At 63.6% G+C, this 18,193-nt stretch carries 16 protein-coding genes and 1 rRNA gene; 13 read left to right on the top strand and 4 right to left on the bottom strand.

Annotation, left to right across the window (positions count from 1 at the left end):
- Positions 1–88: ribosomal RNA gene (gene rrf, locus KXR72_RS18260) — 5S ribosomal RNA — on the top strand; the annotation flags it as partial.
- A 388-nt stretch (positions 89–476) separates the two neighbouring features.
- Positions 477–2,417: an alkaline phosphatase family protein gene (locus tag KXR72_RS18255; protein ID WP_437422498.1), complete on the top strand. Its 1,941-nt coding sequence runs from the start codon at positions 477–479 to the stop codon at positions 2,415–2,417.
- Here the strand turns inward: KXR72_RS18255 and KXR72_RS18250 are convergent.
- A complete protein-coding gene (locus tag KXR72_RS18250) occupies positions 2,414–3,058 on the bottom strand; it encodes an HAD family hydrolase (protein WP_437422497.1) in 645 nt (214 codons plus the stop codon). The genes KXR72_RS18255 and KXR72_RS18250 overlap by 4 nt on opposite strands.
- A gap of 72 nt (positions 3,059–3,130) precedes the next feature.
- Positions 3,131–4,072, bottom strand: a complete 942-nt coding sequence (locus KXR72_RS18245; RefSeq protein ID WP_437422496.1) for a LysR family transcriptional regulator — start codon at positions 4,070–4,072, stop codon at positions 3,131–3,133.
- Between the two features lie 112 nt (positions 4,073–4,184).
- On the opposite strand from KXR72_RS18245, the gene KXR72_RS18240 reads away from it, so the two are divergent.
- On the top strand, positions 4,185–4,943 hold the full coding sequence (locus KXR72_RS18240; protein ID WP_437422495.1) for an SDR family NAD(P)-dependent oxidoreductase: 759 nt from the start codon (positions 4,185–4,187) through the stop codon (positions 4,941–4,943).
- A 496-nt stretch (positions 4,944–5,439) separates the two neighbouring features.
- Here KXR72_RS18240 and KXR72_RS18235 read toward each other — a convergent pair whose 3' ends face one another.
- Positions 5,440–5,982 carry a gamma carbonic anhydrase family protein gene (locus KXR72_RS18235; protein WP_437422494.1) on the bottom strand — a complete coding sequence of 181 codons (543 nt, stop codon included), beginning with the start codon at positions 5,980–5,982 and terminating at the stop codon, positions 5,440–5,442.
- Positions 5,983–6,013: 31 nt separating this feature from the next.
- Entirely contained in the window at positions 6,014–6,838 is an 825-nt protein-coding gene (locus KXR72_RS18230) for an AraC family transcriptional regulator (RefSeq protein WP_437422493.1), read from the bottom strand.
- A gap of 84 nt (positions 6,839–6,922) precedes the next feature.
- Between KXR72_RS18230 and KXR72_RS18225 the strand changes: the two genes are divergently transcribed.
- From KXR72_RS18225 to ctaD, 10 genes are all read left to right on the top strand, one after another.
- Entirely contained in the window at positions 6,923–7,912 is a 990-nt protein-coding gene (locus KXR72_RS18225) for a bile acid:sodium symporter family protein (RefSeq protein ID WP_437422492.1), read from the top strand.
- A 134-nt stretch (positions 7,913–8,046) separates the two neighbouring features.
- Positions 8,047–10,095: an oligopeptidase A gene (gene prlC, locus KXR72_RS18220; protein ID WP_437422491.1), complete on the top strand. Its 2,049-nt coding sequence runs from the start codon at positions 8,047–8,049 to the stop codon at positions 10,093–10,095.
- Positions 10,092–10,370, top strand: a complete 279-nt coding sequence (locus KXR72_RS18215; protein WP_437422490.1) for a YheV family putative zinc ribbon protein — start codon at positions 10,092–10,094, stop codon at positions 10,368–10,370. Before prlC ends, KXR72_RS18215 begins: the two co-directional genes overlap by 4 nt.
- Positions 10,371–10,387: 17 nt before the next feature.
- A complete protein-coding gene (locus KXR72_RS18210) occupies positions 10,388–11,155 on the top strand; it encodes a DUF3658 domain-containing protein (RefSeq protein WP_437422489.1) in 768 nt (255 codons plus the stop codon).
- A 133-nt stretch (positions 11,156–11,288) separates the two neighbouring features.
- Positions 11,289–12,353: a PA0069 family radical SAM protein gene (locus tag KXR72_RS18205; RefSeq protein WP_437422488.1), complete on the top strand. Its 1,065-nt coding sequence runs from the start codon at positions 11,289–11,291 to the stop codon at positions 12,351–12,353.
- Between the two features lie 189 nt (positions 12,354–12,542).
- The gene (locus KXR72_RS18200; RefSeq protein ID WP_437422487.1) at positions 12,543–13,274 is read left to right on the top strand and encodes a carbonic anhydrase; all 732 of its coding nucleotides are present in this window, start codon (positions 12,543–12,545) and stop codon (positions 13,272–13,274) included.
- Positions 13,275–13,284: 10 nt separating this feature from the next.
- Positions 13,285–14,817, top strand: coding sequence for a SulP family inorganic anion transporter (locus KXR72_RS18195; RefSeq protein WP_437422486.1), 1,533 nt, complete (start codon positions 13,285–13,287; stop codon positions 14,815–14,817).
- Positions 14,818–14,935: 118 nt separating this feature from the next.
- Positions 14,936–15,193, top strand: a complete 258-nt coding sequence (locus KXR72_RS18190; RefSeq protein ID WP_437422485.1) for a hypothetical protein — start codon at positions 14,936–14,938, stop codon at positions 15,191–15,193.
- Positions 15,194–15,407: 214 nt separating this feature from the next.
- Entirely contained in the window at positions 15,408–16,541 is a 1,134-nt protein-coding gene (coxB, locus tag KXR72_RS18185; RefSeq protein WP_437422484.1) for a cytochrome c oxidase subunit II, read from the top strand.
- A gap of 14 nt (positions 16,542–16,555) precedes the next feature.
- Complete coding sequence (gene ctaD / locus KXR72_RS18180; RefSeq protein WP_437422483.1) at positions 16,556–18,184, top strand: cytochrome c oxidase subunit I; 1,629 nt, start codon at positions 16,556–16,558, stop codon at positions 18,182–18,184.
- The last annotated feature ends 9 nt before the right edge of the window (positions 18,185–18,193 follow it).

The following is an 18,193-nucleotide window of genomic DNA, read 5'->3' as shown; positions in this document are numbered from 1 at the left end:
CTGATCCCATCCCGAACTCAGAAGTGAAACGACGCATCGCCGATGGTAGTGTGGGGCTTCCCCATGTGAGAGTAGGTCATCGTCAAGCTTATACACCAAACCCCCGACCATCTATGATGGCCGGGGGTTTGTCTTTGTGGGCTGGAAAATGATCCACGAGGATGCGAGGCTTCACGTAGATATCTGTTGTGTGAATGTGATTTGTGCTGAGCGCGACAGGGCACGGTCGGCCTCGCTCTGCCATGTTCCTTGAGAATATACCTTGGGGACCGCCTGCTATCCCTTTGAGGCTGTCAGCGAGAAAGCAGCAGTGCGAAGCAGGCGTTAACAGTGTCTTCATCTCGCTGTTCCACTGCGCCGTTAGCGTTATGGGTGCGGCTCGCCTTCAGGCCGGCGAGTCCGGACTATGAGCGATTGGTTTCAGTGCTGGCCGGCCTCGTTACACTTGGATCCGGTTAACCACTAACGAGCCTTGAATGCAGCGATTGAATTCCGATGCTTGTACCGCTTTACCACTGGTCCTGGCCGGACCTTTATTGCGGCGTATAGAAGCGGACAGGCTGGTGTTCTGGCTTGTCGCGTCTGATACGTTGTCGCTGCGCCTGATACTGCAACCTGAGAGCGCCCCAGAACTCGCGATGGAGTGTGACGGCGGGCGTTGCCAACGGGTCCGTTTCGGCGCGTCGGCGTGGCTGCATCTTCTCGATATCCGTCTGGACCAAGCTCTGCCCGTTGACACCTTGGTCGGCTATGACCTTCTTGTTGCTCGCCCCGAGGGCCCGCTTGGGATCGTGGCGTATGCGCCGCACCTGCTCTATCAGGGCGAGTGCCGGCCCGCATTCGTAATCAAGGCGCGATTCGATGATCTCATGCATGGATCCTGTCGAAAGCCGCACCACCCCTCTGCCGATGGGCTGGTGGCCATCGATAGCCTCATCGAGAACGCGCGTCATTGCCCGGCGCGCTGGCCAGCGACACTCTTGATGACCGGGGATCAGGTATATGCCGACGATGTCGCAGGGCCAACGCTCGTCGCCATTCATGCCTTGGTTCGGCGGTTGGGACTCTATGCTGAACAGCTTGAGGGTGCGGTGGTTGGTCACAGCGACGAACTCATGAACCACCCCGCTACCTATTATCGGCGTGAGCAGCTTCTACCGGCCTTCAAATCGAACGAGGCGGTGCGGGAACGCTTTTTTGGCGGAGTGGAGAAGCCAATTTTTACGACTGCTAACGCGCACAACCACCTCGTATCGCTGGGCGAAGTCATGGCGATGTACATGCTGGTGTGGTCGCCCGTGCCTTGGGGCTTGATTGATATGAGCATGCCGATACTCGACGGGAAGCTGGCCGGCCGCTACGCACGGGAAATCCACGCCGTCCAGGCCTTTAGAGCGGGACTGCCGCGGGTCGCCCGAGTATTGGCGCACCTCCCGACATTCATGATCTTTGACGATCACGACATCACTGATGACTGGAACCTGAGTGCCCGCTGGGAAGCGACGGCGTATGGCCATCCCTTCTCGCGGCGGATCATTGGCAATGCCTTGCTTGGTTATCTCCTATGCCAGGCGTGGGGCAACGAGCCTGAGGCCTTTGATGGCTTGCTAGTATCGGTGCAGCGGTTCATGGCAAGCGAAAAGGACGGAACGCTGGATTGCATCGCGCACAACCGCGTCGTCGATGAGGTGTTAAAGCATCCAGGCTGGGGTTACGTCGTGCCGAGCGATCCCCCGGTCGTGGTGCTCGACACCCGTACCCGACGCTGGCGCAGCGAGCGAAACCTGAGCCGGCCTTCCGGGCTGATGGATTGGGAAGCGTTGACGGACTTTCAGCAGGAATTGCTTGATCATCGTTCGGTGATTATCGTCTCGCCGGCGCCGATGTTCGGCGTCAAGCTGATCGAGACCGTACAACGCGCATTCAGCTGGGCCGGGCTGTCGCTGTTGGTCGATGCGGAAAACTGGATGGCCCACCGCGGCGCAGCGCAGGTCATGCTCAACATCTTCCGTCATACCCGCACGCCGGGTAACTACGTGATCCTCTCCGGCGACGTGCACTATTCGTTCGCCTATCAGGTGCATGTCCGTGGGCGGGCAGAAGGGCCGAACATCTGGCAGATCACCAGCAGCGGCGTGAAAAACGAGTTTCCCCGGCGCCTGCTGGATCTGTTCGACCGGCTCAATCGCTGGCTGTATTCACCGCGCTCGCCGCTGAATTGGTTCACCAAGCGCCGCCGGGTGCGGGTCCAACCGTGGTTGCCGAGCCGCAGCCGATCTGGCGAACGCCTGTGGAACGGCTCGGGCATTGGTCGCATTCGGCTCGATGCCGAGGGCCGGCCGTCGCAGGTGCAGCAGATCAACGCCGATGGGTCACCACCTGTGAGCTTCGCTCCCGAACGCGACCAGACGCCTTAGCCGAACGCCGCGCGCAGCTCGGGCAGCGTGGCGTAGTAATACGCTGGCGATTGCGCCATCAGCTCGGCATGGCTGCCGAAGCCGTAGCCCACCGCCGCGGCTTTCAGCCCGTTCTGGTGCGCGCCGATCAGGTCGTGTTTGCGGTCGCCGATCATCAGTGTCTGTTCCCGATCGAGCCCTTCTTCGGCAATCACATGGGCGATCAGCTCGACCTTATTGGTGCGGGTGCCGTCCAGCTCGCTGCCATAGATCAGCTTGAAGTGGTGGTCGAAGGCGAAATGTCGGGCAATCTCGCGGGCGAAGACTGACGGCTTCGAGGTCGCGACGTAGAGCGTCCGGCCTTGCCCGCGCAGGTGTTCGAGCAGCTCCAGCACGCCGTCGAACAGCAGGTTCTCGTACAGCCCGACCGTCTTGAAACGCTCGCGGTAATGACCGACGGCTTCCCAAGCCCGCGCTTCGTCGAAGCCATAGAACTCCATGAATGCCTGCAGCAGCGGCGGCCCGATGAAGGGTTCGAGCTTGCTCAGGTCCGGTTCGTCGATGCCAAGCTGGGCCAGTGCATGCTGAATCGAGCGGGTGATGCCCTCGCGCGGGTCGGTGAGGGTGCCGTCGAGGTCGAAAAGAATGGTGGAGTGGTGCATGGAGGGCGGCCGGCTGCTGGGTGGGTCCACAATTGTCCCGAACCCGCGGCGTCAGGGCAAACGGTGACGGGCTCAGCTGGCCCGCGTTTGCATGTGCTGGGCAAGCGCCTGCGCGGCGGCCAGGTCTTGTTCAATCAGCGCGGCCAGCCAGTCCATGAACGCGCGCACCCGGCGCGGCAGGTTGCGCCGGTGGGCGTATAGCAGCGATGCGCTCATCGGCGCCGGAACGTAGTCCGGCAGCACCATCTGCAGCTCGCCGCTTTCGAGGGCATCGCGGACCCCGGCGAGCGGCACCTGAATCAGGCCAAAACCGCCGATGCAGGCCAGTTTGTAGCTGTCGCTGTTGTTGACCGTCACCCGGCCCTGCATCGGCAGGCACATCGGCTTGCCGTTTTCCTGGTATTCGAAGCCGGCCGAACGTGCGCCGAGCACCGGCACGTAATGGATCAGCTGGTGGTCGGCGAGGTCCGCCAGCGTCTTGGGTATGCCGTGCCGTTCCAGATAGGCCGGGCTGGCGCAGTTCACCAGCGGATAGCGGCCGAGCCGCCGTGCAACCAGGCCGGTGTCTGCCACCTCGCCGATGCGCAACACACAATCGAACCCCTCGCGCACCAGATCCACCAGCCGGTCGGTGGCGCTGACTTCGATCTCGATGGCCGGGTGCCGCTCGAGAAACTCACCCAACCGCGGCATTACCAGGCTGCGCGCCAGGGCCACCGGCAGGTCGATGCGAAGACGCCCGGTGAGCGCGCGGCTGTCACGGAACAGCACCTCGATGTCGTCGGCCTGGTCGAGCATGTCGCGGCTGCGCTCGTACAGCAGCTGGCCATCCTGGGTCGGCTGGACCCGCCGCGTGGTGCGCTGAAGCAGCCGGGCACCGAGGCGTCGCTCCAGCGCGCGAATCTGTTCGGAAACGGTGGAGCGGGGTAGGCCGAGGTTGTCCGCCGCAGCGGTGAAGCTGGCCAGTTCATAGACGCGGACAAAGGTCCGCAGCAGTTCGAGAATGTTGGTCATGACGGTCTCGATTGGTCGGTGTGTACGAACAGTCTATCCAAGCTTAATGGATTTAACCGGGCATCCTGGGCCAATACGCTGGTCCCGTCACCAACCAGTCGGGAGATCCCCCATGAAACGCAAACTCGCTTTGATCACCGGTGCCAGCCGCGGGCTGGGGCGTAGTGCGGCCCTGCATCTCGCCGCAGAAGGCGTCGACATCATCGGCACCTACCACAGCAAAGCGGCCGAGGCGCAGGCGGTGGCGCACGAGATCGAAAACCGCGGCGCGCGGGCCTTGATGCTGCAGCTGGATGTGACGCAAAGCGCGAGCTTCCCGGCGTTCGCCGAGCGCTTGCGCGGTGCGCTGCCGGAGCGCTTCGGCCGTTCCGATATCGATTTTCTGTTCAATAACGCGGGCGTCGGCGAGCACGTGAGCTTCGTCGACACCAGCGAGGCGCAGTTCGACCTGCTGATGAACATGCATCTCAAGGGGCCGTTCTTCCTGACCCAGACGCTGCTGCCGCTGATCGCTGACGGCGGGCGCATCCTCAACGTCTCCAGTGGTCTGGCCCGTTTTTCGCTGCCGGGCTACGCCGCCTACGCCGCGATGAAAGGCGGCATCGAAGTGCTGACCCGCTATCAGGCGCGCGAGCTGGGTGCGCGTGGCATCAGCGTCAACGTGATCGCCCCGGGAGCCATCGAAACCGACTTCGGTGGCGGCGCGGTGCGTGACAACGCCGACCTCAACGCCTTCGTCGCCAGCAACACGGCCTTGGGGCGGGTGGGGCAGGCCGATGACATCGGTCTCGCCGTGGCCGCCCTGTTCGGCGAGGGCGGACGCTGGATCAATGGGCAGCGGATCGAGGCGTCGGGCGGGATGTTTCTCTAGCGGGGCGTGACCGCCGGATCGCGGGCAGAGCCCGCTCTTACAGGAACCGTGCGTGCGAGGATGGCTGCGAGCGGGCGTGGCTGGGTCGGCTTTTGTGGGAGCGACCTTGGTTGCGAATGAGTGTCTGGAGTGGCTCGGCGTGGCTCCGGGGTCGCGGGCAGAGCCCGCTCCTACAGGGGCGTGCGTGTAGGTTGGCTGCGTGCTGGCTTCGCTGGGTCTGCTTTTCTTGTAGGAGCGGCCTTGGTCGCGAATAGGGGCTTGGAGTAGCACGGCGCGGCTCCGGATCGCGGGCAGAGCCCGCTCTTACAGGAACCGTGCGTGCGAGGATGGCTGCGAGCGGGCGTTGCTGGGTCGGCTTTTTGTGGAAGCGACCTTGGTCGCGAATAGGGGCTTGGAGTGGCACGGCGCGGCTCCGGGGCGAGGGCAGAGCCCGCTCCTACAGAGTGTCTAGCAGCGCCGCGCCAGGCCACGGCGCGTTGTGGGCCTGCGTCGGTCGTCAGCCGTCGCAGCCCTCGGCCAAGTGCTGATTTTTCAGCTTCACGTAATTGACGGCGGTATAGCTGAAGAAGCTGCGCTCTTTTTCGGTCAGCGGCCGGGCCTGCTTCACCGGGCTGCCGACGTAGAGGTAACCGCTTTCCAGCGTCTTGCCCGGTGGCACCAGGCTGCCGGCGCCGATGATGACCTCGTCTTCGACCACCGCCCCGTCCATCACGATCGAACCCATGCCCACCAAGATGCGGCTGCCCAGGGTGCAGCCGTGCAGCGTGACCTTGTGACCGACGGTGACTTCGTCGCCGATGGTCAGCGGGAAGCCGTCCGGGTTGAACGGGCCGGCGTGGGTGATGTGCAACACGCTGCCGTCCTGGATGCTGGTGCGCGCGCCGATGCGGATGCGATGCATATCGCCGCGGATCACGGTCAGCGGCCAGACGGAGCTGTCTTCGCCGATCTCGATGTCGCCGATGAGCACGGCGCTGGGGTCGACGAAGACGCGCTCGCCGAGTGCCGGCGTGTGGCCTTGGAAGGTTCGGATGCTCATGGGTGGCTCCTGTAGACGTAAGGACGCTCGGTCACTGATAGACCCGACCTTCGGCGGCGTTGCTGCCGGGACGGAAGAATTCGCCCGGCGTGGCGCCGAACTGTTCACGAAAGGCGGCGATAAACGCCGATAGGGATTCATAACCGCAGCCCAGCGCCACGTCGGTCACCCGCTCGCCACGCTCCAGTGCCGGCAGGGCGCTGAGCAGCCGCATGCGCTGGCGCCAGGCACGGAAGGTCAGGCCGGTTTCGCGCAGGAACAGCCGGCTCAGGGTCCGTTCCGAAACGCCGAGGGTACGGCTCCAGTCGGCCAGCCCTTCCTGGGATTCCGGTTGCGCCTGCAGGCTTTTGCACAACCGATGCAAACGTGGCTCGGCCGGCAGCGGCAGCACCAGTTCGACCTCCGGCGCGCAACCTAGTTGATCGAGCAGCACCTGCACCAGGCGCCCCTCCGCGCCGTCTTCGGCATAGGCTTCGGGCAGGGTGCTGAAATGCCGGATCAGTTCGCGCAGCAGCGGGCTGACCTGCAGCACGCGGCAATGCTCGGGCGCATCGCCGGCCACGGCTCGGTCGATGTAGAGGCTGCGGATGCAGGTGTCCGGCGCGCAGAAGACCTGGTGTGTCACGCCGGCCGGAATCCACACCGCACGCAGCGGTGGCGCAATGAAGCGACCATTGTCGGTGCGCACTTCGAGCACGCCTTCGACCGCGTGGGACAGCTGCACCCAGGGATGGCTGTGGCGGTAGCCAAGCTTGAGGTTGGGCGGTGAGTCGAGCTGGCCATAGACCGGCCGTGGCAGCGACTTGAGCGCACCGAGGCGGGTGATCAGCGCGGCTTCTTGTCCGATTGGCGACATTTCGTGCCTGCTTGGCGTTAGTCGGAAGGTGGCGCCCACGTTAAGGTCGATTCCTGTCGCCCGCAAGCCCAAGGAAGCCGTTCAATGGCCAAGCTCCGAATCGTCTTTGACAACTTCACCCTGGCCCTGCTCGCCGTGGTTGCCATCGCTACCCTGTTTCCCTGCGAAGGGCGCGGCGCGGTGTTCTTCGAATGGCTGACGGCCGCCGCCATCGCCCTGCTGTTCTTCATGCACGGCGCCAAGCTGTCGCGAGAAGCCATCCTCGCCGGTGCCGGTCACTGGCGCCTGCATCTGTTGGTGTTCGCCTGTACCTTCGTCATGTTTCCGCTGCTGGGGCTGGCACTGAAACCGGTGCTGACCCCGCTGGTGGGCAACGAGCTGTACATGGGCATGCTCTATCTCTGTGCGTTGCCCGCCACGGTGCAGTCGGCTATCGCCTTTACCTCACTGGCGCGCGGCAATGTGCCCGCCGCGATCTGCAGCGCCGCGGCGTCCAGCCTGATCGGCATCTTCCTCACACCTCTGCTGGTGCTGCTGTTGATGGGCGTCGAAGGCGATAGCGGCTCGACGCTGGACTCGATCGGCAAGATCGTCCTGCAATTGCTGGTGCCTTTCATCGCCGGGCAGGTCGCGCGCCGCTGGATCGGCGCCTGGGTGACGCGCAACAAGAGCTGGCTGAAGACGGTCGATCAAAGCTCGATCCTGCTGGTGGTCTACACGGCGTTCAGTGGCGCAGTGGTCGAGGGTCTCTGGCAGCTTGTGCCGCTGGGTCATCTGCTGGGGCTGGTCGTCGCTTGCTGCCTGCTGCTGGCCATCGTGCTGTGGCTGACGGCCATGCTGGCCAAGCTGTTCGGCTTCAATCTGGAAGACCGCATCACCATCCTCTTCGCTGGTTCGAAGAAGAGCCTGGCGACCGGCGTGCCCATGGCGCAGGTGCTGTTCGCCACCAGCGCGGTCGGCATGATCATCCTGCCGCTGATGCTGTTTCACCAGATCCAGCTGATGGTCTGCACCGTGCTCGCCCAACGCTATGCGCGGCGGCCTGAATTGCCCGAGGAGGTGGCGGTCCAATAACCGGTACGGATGCCCGCTGCCCGCGTCGTTTGGTCGTACATAGAGCCGCTCTATCGCCGCGTTCCCCAGCTGCGCGGTCGGGCATTTGTCTTTAACATGCACCGGTGATCATTCATTCAGAAGGGGCAACTGCCGTGACCGATACCAACCCGCTGCTTCGGGACTTCGACCTGCCGCCCTATTCCGAGATTCGCCCGGAGCACGTCGAGCCGGCGGTCGATACCGTCCTCGGCGAGAACCGCGTCGCCTTGCAGGAGTTGCTCAGCCGCCCGGCCGAGAGCCTTGACTGGAGCACCCTGGTGGTCGGCCTCGACGAAATGAACGAGCGCCTCAGCCGCGCCTGGGGCCCGGTCAGCCACCTCAACGCGGTGCGCAACAACCCCGAATTGCGCAGCGCCTACGAGGCCTGCTTGCCGAAGCTGTCGGCCTACGCCACCGAATTGGGTCAGAACGCCGACCTGTTTGCCGCCTACCAGGCGCTGTCGGTGAGCCCCGAGGCCGACGGCTTCGATGTGGCGCAAAAGACCATCATCGACCACGCCCTGCGTGATTTCCGCCTCTCCGGCATCGATCTGCCGCCAGCCGAGCAGCAACGCTTCGGCGCGATCCGCATGAAGCTCGCCGAGCTGGGCAGCACCTTTTCCAACCAGCTGCTCGATGCCACCCAGGCCTGGACCAAGCACGTCACCGACGAAAGCCTGCTGGCCGGCATCACCGATTCGGCCAAGGCGCAGATGGCCGAAGCCGCCAAGGCCAAGGAGCTGGATGGCTGGCTGATCAGTCTCGAATTCCCCAGCTACTACGCCGTGATGACCTACGCCGACAATCGTGAGCTGCGCGAAGAGGTCTACGTCGCCTATTCCACCCGTGCTTCCGACCAAGGGCCGAACGCCGGCCAGTTCGACAATGGCCCGGTGATGGAGCAGATCCTTGACCTGCGTCAGGAACTGGCGCAGCTGCTGGGCTTCGGCAACTACGCCGAGCTGTCGTTGGCGACCAAGATGGCCGATAGCACCGACCAGGTGCTGGGCTTCCTGCGGGATCTAGCCACGCGCAGCAAGCCGTTCGCCGAGCGCGACCTGAAAGAGTTGCGCGCCTTCGCCGCTGAGCAGGGTGTCACCGATCTGCAGAGCTGGGATGTCAATTACTTCGGCGAGAAGCTGCGCCAGGCCCGCTACAGCCTGAGTCAGGAAGAACTGCGTGCGTACTTCCCGGTGGATAAGGTGCTGTCCGGCCTGTTTGCCATCGTCAAGCGCCTGTACGGCATCGAGATTCACGAGCTGGAGCACTTCGACAGCTGGCATCCGGATGTTCGCCTGTTCGAAATCCGTGAGAAGGGCGAGCACGTCGGGCGCTTCTTCTTCGACCTTTACGCGCGGGCCAACAAGCGCGGTGGCGCCTGGATGGATGGGGCGCGCGACAAGCGCCGTACCTGCCTCGGCACGCTGCAAACGCCGGTCGCCAACCTGGTCTGCAACTTCACTCCGCCAGTGGGTGAGCGCCCGGCGCTGCTGACGCACGATGAAGTCACCACGCTCTTTCACGAGTTCGGCCATGGCCTGCACCACCTGCTGACCCAGGTTGAGCATGCCGGTGCCTCGGGCATCAACGGTGTGGCCTGGGACGCGGTCGAGCTGCCGAGCCAGTTCATGGAAAACTGGTGCTGGGAGCCAGAAGGCCTGGCGCTGATCTCAGGCCACTACCAGACCGGTGAAACCCTGCCGCAGGATCTGCTCGACAAGATGCTGGCTGCGAAGAACTTCCAGTCCGGCCTGATGATGGTGCGCCAGCTGGAGTTCTCACTGTTCGACTTCGAACTGCACGCCACCCATGGCGACGGCCGCAGCGTGCTGCAGGTCCTGGAGAGCATCCGCGACGAGGTCTCGGTCATGCGTCCGCCGGCCAGCAATCGCTTCCCCAACAGCTTCGCGCACATCTTCTCTGGCGGTTATGCGGCGGGCTATTACAGCTACAAGTGGGCCGAGGTGCTGTCCTCCGATGCCTTCTCGCGCTTCGAGGAAGAGGGCGTGTTCAACCCCGACACCGGCCGCGCCTTCCGCGACGCCATCCTGGCGCGCGGCGGCTCGCAGGAGCCGATGGTGCTGTTCGTCGACTTCCGCGGTCGCGAGCCGTCGACCGACGCCTTGCTGCGCCACCTCGGCCTGACGGAGAACGTGGCATGAGCGACGCGCCCAAGGTGACCACCAAGCGCTTCATCGCCGGGGCTGTATGCCCGGCGTGCAGCGCCAGCGACAGCATCAAGATGTGGGATGTCGACGGCGTTCCGCATCGCGAATGCGTCGAGTGCGGCTACGCCGATACCCTCAACGCCCAGGGCCAGTCGGTGCCCATGGAATTAGGTACGCGGGTCAACCAGGCCAAGCCGAAGCCGGCCGATCCGCAGGTGCAGGCCGTGCAATTCTTTCCCAATCCAAAGCTGAAGAAAAAAACCGACTGATCCGAAGGAGGCTCGCCATGTGGCATCTCACCTGTGGCGACCTCGCGGCGGACAACGTCCGGCAGTTGCTGGCCGAAGGCAATGAGCTTCGGATCCTGCGGGATGATCTTGCGGTTGGCCCCCTTGCCGATATCGAATCACCGCCTTGCGCTGAGCGGGTGGTGTTCTGGGAGCGCGTCTGGCCTGCCAGGCTGGAGCCTCAGCCCGACTTCGCCGGTGTGGCGGCCGACGCCGAATGGCTCGCCAGCATCGGCACCCAGTCGCGCCAATTCACGGTCTGGCATGGCGATAGTGCGTCCGAACAGCTGATGTTGGCGCGCGTGGCGGCGGCGCTTGAAGGCTCGCCGTTACCGTTTTACGAAGTCGTGTGCGGCACTGGTGACAGCCGCGCCGGTGCCCGCATGGCAGTGTCCATGCACGCACCCGATGCCTTGGCAGCGCTTTATCAGCCGCGCCTTGTAGAGCCGATCCGAACGGCCAACCTCGCCAGCCAATGGCGCGCTGCCGTTGCTGAAAATGCAGCGATACGGCGTTGGGTCGATGGGCGCTTCGTTGGCGAGGACAATGCGCAGATCGACGAAGCATTAGTTGGGGCCTGCCGCGACGACTGGATGCCATTGGCACGCGCCATGGCCGAGGTCATGGGCCACTGCAATGGGTTCTTCGCCACGGACATGTTTCTCTACTGGCGCGCCCGCGAGCTGGCGAGACGCGGCGTTCTTTTGCTCAGTGACGACGCGCAGGCTGAATACAGCAAGGTGCAGGTGCGACGTCCTTCGAGCTGACTCGATCTCGGCCGTCTGCAGGGGGCTGGCTCGATAGGCGCAATCAACCTACGCGACGGGCGGGTGCGGTGACATTGGCGATGCTTCGCCATGTTCTGATACTGTATCGATATACAGTATTCCGGAGCCTGCCATGTACCCGCCGAAGAGCACGCCGCGCGGTCGCGGCACTGCGATCAACCCGGACAATCGTTTCGCCCCGACTCGCAGCGAGGCGTACGACGATGGCTGGGAGCAGGACGTGCCCACGACCCGCGCGACCGAAGTGCGATTCGAGACGGCGAAAAGCGTGCTCACCCGCAACCAGTCACCGGATGTCGGCTTCGATCGTTCGGTCAATCCCTATCGCGGCTGTGAGCACGGCTGCATCTACTGCTTTGCGCGGCCGAGCCATGCGTACTGGGACATGTCGCCCGGCATCGACTTCGAGACTCGGTTGATTGCGAAGACCAACCTCGCCGAGCGCCTGGAGCAAGAGCTGAGCAAACGAGGCTACGTACCGCAGCCCATCGCCCTCGGGGTGAACACCGATGCCTATCAACCGCTGGAACGCGAGCAGCAGCTGACGCGTCAGGCGCTGGAGGCGCTGCTGCGCTTCAAGCATCCGGTGCACATCATCACCAAGGGCTCGCTGGTGCTGCGCGATCTCGACCTGCTGGTGCCGTTGGCGGAACAACGATTGGTCAGCGTCTCGGTCAGCCTCACCACGTTAGACGATGAACTCAAGCGCATCATGGAGCCGCGTGCGGCCTCGCCGTCGGCCCGGCTTCGCGTGCTGCGCACATTGAACGAAGCGGGCGTGCCGGTCAGTGTGATGTGCGCGCCGATGATTCCCATGATCAATGACATGGAGCTGGAACGCATGCTCGAGGCCGCACGTGATGCCGGGGCCCGCTCAGCCGGTTACGTGCTGCTGCGGCTGCCCCATGAGGTGGCTACGTTGTTCGATGAGCGGCTGCAGGAGCATTTCCCTCAGCGGGCCGCGCATGTGATGAGCCTGGTCCGCCAGTCACGAGGCGGCAAGGATTACGACAGCCGTTTTGGCAGCCGCATGCGCGGCGAAGGGCAGTTCGCTCAACTGCTGGCCCAGCGCTTCCAGCTGGCCTGCAAGCGATTGGGTTTTACTCGCCGCGACCAGAACTACGGTCTCGACTGCACCCGGTTCGCCGTGCCGGGCGTGCAGATGTCACTGCTCTAGCGCTATTCCATACGCTCGACATGGCATCACTGCGCAATTGGACGTTTCGTCTGAAAGCGGCGAGATAGAGCGGTTCGTTCAGTTTCGGTTAAGTCTCGGTGACTAGCCTCCAGGCAGGCGTGACCAGTCAGTCACGGGCCGCAGTGGGCCCGGACGATGGCGCGCCCATCGCCCATCAGGAGACCCGCCATGCGTGAACCCATCCATACCCGCCCCGAGCCCATCGACTTGCCTGCACGCGGCGAAAGCGCCGACGAGTCCTTCACCCGTCTCGTCGACGGCTTTCGCCGCTTCCGTACTGAGATCTACCCCGAACAGCAGGCGCTGTTCACTCGCCTGGCCAGAGCCCAGCAACCGCGCGCCATGTTCATCACGTGCGCCGATTCGCGCATCGTGCCGGAGCTGATTACCCAGAGTTCGCCCGGCGATCTGTTTGTCACCCGCAACGTCGGCAATGTGGTGCCACCGTACGGCCAGATGAACGGCGGCGTGTCGACGGCCATCGAATACGCCGTGATGGTGCTCAACGTCCAGCACATCATCATCTGTGGCCATTCCGATTGCGGCGCGATGAAAGCGGTGCTGAACCCGCATGGGCTGGAGCGGATGCCCACGGTCCGCGCCTGGCTGCGGCATTGTGAGGTCGCGCGCAGCTTGGTCGAGCAGAACTGTGGCTGCGGCGGCGAGCACCTTGGTGTGCTCACCGAAGAAAATGTCGTGGCTCAGCTGGACCATCTGCGTACGCACCCCTCTGTCGCCGCGCGGCTGGCAGGCGGCCAGCTCGCTATTCATGGTTGGGTGTACTGCATCGAGACGAGTGAGATCCTCGCCTATGACGCCCGGTCGGGCCGCTTTGCGCCCCTCGACGGTGACGGGCAGGTACCGGTGGCGACGCCGGTTCCGCGCTATGCGTCAGCCTGAGGAGGTGACCATGAACCTAGATTCGATCAAGGCGAACCTGCCGCGGGACCTGATGGCCTCGGTGGTGGTTTTCCTAGTAGCGCTTCCGCTCTGCATGGGCATCGCCATCGCATCGGGCATGCCCCCGGCCAAAGGCGTGGTGACCGGCATCATCGGCGGATTGGTGGTTGGCTGGCTGTCTGGCGCACCGTTGCAGGTCAGCGGCCCGGCCGCAGGGCTTACGGTATTGGTGTTCGAGCTGGTGCAGCAGTATGGCGCGGCCATGCTGGGGCCGATTCTGTTGTTGGCTGGCGCGCTCCAACTGCTGGCGGGGCGGCTGAAGTGGGGATGCTGGTTCCGAGTCACGGCGCCTGCGGTGGTATACGGGATGCTGGCGGGCATCGGCATCCTCATCGTGCTATCGCAGCTGCATGTGATGATGGATGCTCAGCCGGCTGCCTCGGGATTGGGCAACCTCAGCGCTTTTCCGGGCGCGCTGTGGTCGGCGTTGCCGTTTCAAGGTAATGGCGACGGCATGCTGGCCGCGTCGCTCGGTTTGCTGACGATCGCCTGCATGTGGCTGTGGGATCGCGTCCGGCCTCAGCGCCTGCGCCTGTTGCCAGGTGCATTGCTCGGGGTCGCGGCGGCGACGTTAGTAGGCTTGTGGTTGGGGCTGGACGTGCGCCGCGTCGAGGTGCCAGACAACCTCGCCGAGGCGGTGACCTGGCTGCGACCGGCCGACATGTTGGCGCTAGCCGATCCAGGGCTGCTGGTCGCAGCGCTGGCACTGGCCTTCATCGCCAGTGCCGAGACGCTGCTTTCGGCTGCTGCGGTGGACCGTATGCACCAGGGCCCGCGGGCTGATTTCGATCGAGAGCTGGCGGCGCAGGGTATCGGCAACATGCTGTGCGGTGTAGTCGGCGCGCTGCCGATGACCGGCGTGATCGTACGCAGCTCGGCGAACGTGCAAGCAGGGGCGCGGACGCGCCTGTCAGCGATGCTGCATGCGGTGTGGCTGCTCGCGGCGGTGGTGCTGTTGGCGACGTTGCTCGAGCGAATCCCGGTGGCGAGCCTGGCGGGCGTGCTGATTTATACCGGCTTCAAGCTGATCGACTTGAAGGCGCTGCGCCAGCTGGGCCGTTACGGGCGCATGGCGATGCTGATCCACGTCGCGACGGCGCTGACCATTGTCGCCACCGACCTGCTGACCGGCGTGCTGGTGGGCTTTGCCTTGACCCTCGCGCAATTGGCCTGGCAGGCGTCGCGCCTGAAGATCAACCTGACCTGCAACGGCCGCCAGGTCGAGTTGCGCATGCAGGGCGCGGCGACCTTTCTCAAGGTGCCACAACTGTCGAAGGCGCTCGAATCGGTCCCACAGGGTGCCTGGCTGCAGGTGCCGATGGAGCATCTGCGCTACATCGACCATGCCTGCATGGAGCTGCTCGAGGAGTGGCGGCGTTCCAACGACGTGCACGGCGCTCGGCTGATCATCGAGCCACGCGCACTGACGCGGCGTGTCGAGGGGCGGCGTCGACAGGCGGAGCACTTGGCCGGCACCGCATAGGGGAACTAATCGGAGCCGCAGGCCACCTGACTCTCTGGCAAGGGGCGCTTGAAGTGCGTTCCCAGATCGCAGCGCATCGGCTATCCCGGTGCGCTGCTGTTCGTTCTGGAGGACTGAATTGGACGTTTTTATCGATCTGCTGCAGTGGCCCGCTATGGTCGTCACGGTTCTGGCGGCCTGGCTTATCGGCTCGCTGAAGCCGCGGCGGCGCACGGTGGGCTTCTGGTGCTTTCTGCTGAGCAACCTGCTCTGGGTGATCTGGGGTTGGTCCGCCGAAGCCTGGGCGTTGATCACGCTGCAGGTGTGCCTGGCGCTGATGAACATCCGTGGCGTGAAGAAAAACGACCACCCCGCAGAGGCCGAAGCCAGAGCCTGATGTTGACTAAATTGCCAGTCTTCAAACGCTGTCTATACTCCGATCGTAGGCGTACTGATCGAATCCGACTGTGCGTGCAAAGCGAAGCCTGGCAACCAGGAATTGGGGGGAGCCAGTTCGGAGCCTAGTCTGGATGTTGGTGCGAGCGATTTGCTTGCCCGCAGCCGGACAGCAGCAGTCGGCGGGATAACAAGAACCATAAGGGGAACCCGCAATGCCGCGACATCCACGAGCCTGGATGGGGATCGGACTGTGTTCGCTGTTCGGTCAGGCCGAAGCGGCCTGGGACGTGAACATGCGCTCCGGCGCCACAGAAGTCAGTCGTTCCGTCTTCGACCTGCACATGACCATCTTCTGGATCTGCGTGATCATCGGCGTGCTGGTGTTCGCTGTGATGTTCTGGTCGATGCTTGCGCACCACCGCTCCAAGCGGAAGACGTCAGCCAATTTCCATGAAAACACCAAAGTCGAAGTGCTTTGGACCATCATCCCGTTGCTGATTCTTGTCGGCATGGCAGTACCGGCCACGCGCACGCTGATCCACATCTACGATGCGTCGGAGTCGGACGTCGACATCCAGATCACCGGTTATCAGTGGAAGTGGCACTACAAGTACCTGGGTGAGGACGTCGAGTTCTTCAGCAACCTCACCACCCCACGCGACCAGATCAACAACCTCGAACCGAAGGGCGAGCATTACTTGCTGGAGGTTGATGAGCCTCTGGTGATCCCGACGGGCGCCAAGGTGCGCTTCCTGATCACCGCGGCCGATGTCATCCATTCCTGGTGGGTGCCGGACCTGGCGGTGAAAAAGGACGCCATCCCAGGATTCATCAATGAATCCTGGACCCGCATCGATGAGCCCGGCATCTACCGCGGCCAGTGCACCGAACTCTGTGGCAAGGACCACGGCTTCATGCCCGTGGTGGTCGACGTCAAGACGCCCGAGGACTACGCCACCTGGCTCGGCGAGAAGAAAGCCGAGGCTGCCAAGCTTGCCGAGCTGACCAGCAAGGAATGGACGCTCGAAGAGCTCGTCGAGCGTGGCGAGAAGGTGTACCAGTCCAACTGCGCCAGCTGCCACCAGCCCACCGGCGAAGGCCTGCCGCCGATGTTCCCGGCGCTCAAGGGTTCGCCCATCGCCACCGGCGAACCGGAAGGGCACATCACTATCGTCGTCAAAGGTAAGCCGGGCACCTCGATGCCGGCGTTCGGGCCGCAGCTATCGGAAGTCGATATTGCCGCAGTCATCACCTACGAGCGTAACGCCTGGGGCAACGACAAGGGCGACATGGTCACGCCGAAAGACGTGCTCGACTTCAAACAGGCCGAAGAAGCCAGTCAATAAGAGGAGTGGCGGCGATGAGTGCAGTGATCGACGATCATGGTCATGCCGGGCATGACCACCACCATGGCCCGGCCAAGGGGATCTCCCGCTGGCTGCTGACCACCAACCACAAAGACATCGGCTCGATGTACCTGTGGTTCAGCTTCTGCGCCTTTCTGCTGGGCGGTTCGATGGCGATGGTGATTCGCGCCGAGCTGTTTCAGCCGGGCCTGCAGATCGTGCAGCCCGAGTTCTTCAATCAGATGACCACCATGCACGGCCTGATCATGGTCTTCGGCGCGGTGATGCCCGCCTTCGTCGGCCTCGCCAACTGGATGATCCCGCTGATGATCGGCGCACCGGACATGGCGCTGCCGCGGATGAACAACTTCAGCTTCTGGCTGCTGCCCGCCGCGTTCGGATTGCTGGTGTCGACCCTGTTCATGGAGGGTGGCGGGCCGAACTTCGGCTGGACGTTCTACGCGCCGCTATCGACGACCTATGCACCGGAGTCGGTGACCTTCTTCATCTTCGCCATCCACCTGATGGGCATCAGCTCGATCATGGGCGCGATCAATGTGGTTGCCACGGTGCTCAACCTGCGCGCGCCGGGCATGACATTGATGAAAATGCCCCTGTTCGTCTGGACCTGGCTGATCACTGCCTTCCTGCTCATCGCGGTGATGCCGGTACTGGCTGGCGTGGTGACGATGATGCTGATGGACATCCACTTCGGCACCAGCTTCTTCAGCGCCGCGGGCGGCGGCGACCCGGTGTTGTTCCAGCATGTGTTCTGGTTCTTCGGGCACCCAGAGGTGTACATCATGATCCTGCCAGCGTTTGGCGCGGTCAGCTCGATCATCCCGGCGTTCTCCCGCAAGCCGCTGTTCGGCTACACCTCCATGGTCTACGCCACCGGTGCCATCGCCTTTCTCTCGTTCATCGTCTGGTCGCACCACATGTTCACCGTCGGCATCCCGCTGACCGGGGAGCTGTTCTTCATGTACGCGACCATGCTGATCGCGGTGCCCACCGGGGTGAAGGTGTTCAACTGGGTGTCGACCATGTGGCGCGGCTCGCTGACCTTCGAGGCGCCGATGCTCTTTGCGGTGGCCTTCGTGATTCTCTTCACCATCGGCGGTTTTTCCGGGCTGATGCTGGCCATCGCGCCGGCTGATTTCCAGTACCACGACACCTACTTCGTGGTGGCGCATTTCCATTACGTGCTGGTGCCCGGCGCGATCTTCGGCATCTTTGCCTCGGCCTACTACTGGCTGCCCAAGTGGACCGGGCACATGTATGACGAAACCCTGGCCAAGCTGCATTTCTGGATGAGTTTCGTCGGCATGAACCTCGCGTTCTTTCCGATGCACTTCGTCGGGCTCGCTGGGATGCCGCGACGGATCCCGGACTACAACATGATGTTCGCCAACTTCAACATGGTCTCTAGCATCGGGGCGTTCATGTTCGGGGCGACGCAGTTGCTGTTCTTGTTCATCGTCATCAAGTGCATTCGCGGCGGTCCGGCGGCGGCGGCCAAGCCCTGGGACGGTGCCGAGGGGCTGGAGTGGAGTGTGCCGTCGCCTGCGCCGTATCACACCTTCAGCGTGCCGCCGAGCGTGGAAGAACTGCACGAGCACCGGACGGGCCCGAAGCATGACTAATCTGCCCAC

The organism is Stutzerimonas chloritidismutans (genome assembly GCF_051486945.1).
Classification (GTDB): domain Bacteria; phylum Pseudomonadota; class Gammaproteobacteria; order Pseudomonadales; family Pseudomonadaceae; genus Stutzerimonas; species Stutzerimonas chloritidismutans_B.
This window is presented reverse-complemented; position numbering and strand designations above follow the sequence as displayed.

Coding starts and splice junctions, on each gene's coding strand:
- KXR72_RS18235 (WP_437422494.1), bottom strand. CDS start 5,982: ATGAGCATCCGAACCTTCCAAGGCCACACGCCGGCACTCGGCGAGCGC.
- KXR72_RS18240 (WP_437422495.1), top strand. CDS start 4,185: ATGAAACGCAAACTCGCTTTGATCACCGGTGCCAGCCGCGGGCTGGGG.
- KXR72_RS18215 (WP_437422490.1), top strand. CDS start 10,092: ATGAGCGACGCGCCCAAGGTGACCACCAAGCGCTTCATCGCCGGGGCT.
- KXR72_RS18245 (WP_437422496.1), bottom strand. CDS start 4,072: ATGACCAACATTCTCGAACTGCTGCGGACCTTTGTCCGCGTCTATGAA.
- KXR72_RS18230 (WP_437422493.1), bottom strand. CDS start 6,838: ATGTCGCCAATCGGACAAGAAGCCGCGCTGATCACCCGCCTCGGTGCG.
- KXR72_RS18195 (WP_437422486.1), top strand. CDS start 13,285: ATGAACCTAGATTCGATCAAGGCGAACCTGCCGCGGGACCTGATGGCC.
- coxB (WP_437422484.1), top strand. CDS start 15,408: ATGCCGCGACATCCACGAGCCTGGATGGGGATCGGACTGTGTTCGCTG.
- KXR72_RS18255 (WP_437422498.1), top strand. CDS start 477: ATGCAGCGATTGAATTCCGATGCTTGTACCGCTTTACCACTGGTCCTG.
- KXR72_RS18225 (WP_437422492.1), top strand. CDS start 6,923: ATGGCCAAGCTCCGAATCGTCTTTGACAACTTCACCCTGGCCCTGCTC.
- KXR72_RS18205 (WP_437422488.1), top strand. CDS start 11,289: ATGTACCCGCCGAAGAGCACGCCGCGCGGTCGCGGCACTGCGATCAAC.
- KXR72_RS18250 (WP_437422497.1), bottom strand. CDS start 3,058: ATGCACCACTCCACCATTCTTTTCGACCTCGACGGCACCCTCACCGAC.
- KXR72_RS18210 (WP_437422489.1), top strand. CDS start 10,388: ATGTGGCATCTCACCTGTGGCGACCTCGCGGCGGACAACGTCCGGCAG.
- KXR72_RS18200 (WP_437422487.1), top strand. CDS start 12,543: ATGCGTGAACCCATCCATACCCGCCCCGAGCCCATCGACTTGCCTGCA.
- ctaD (WP_437422483.1), top strand. CDS start 16,556: ATGAGTGCAGTGATCGACGATCATGGTCATGCCGGGCATGACCACCAC.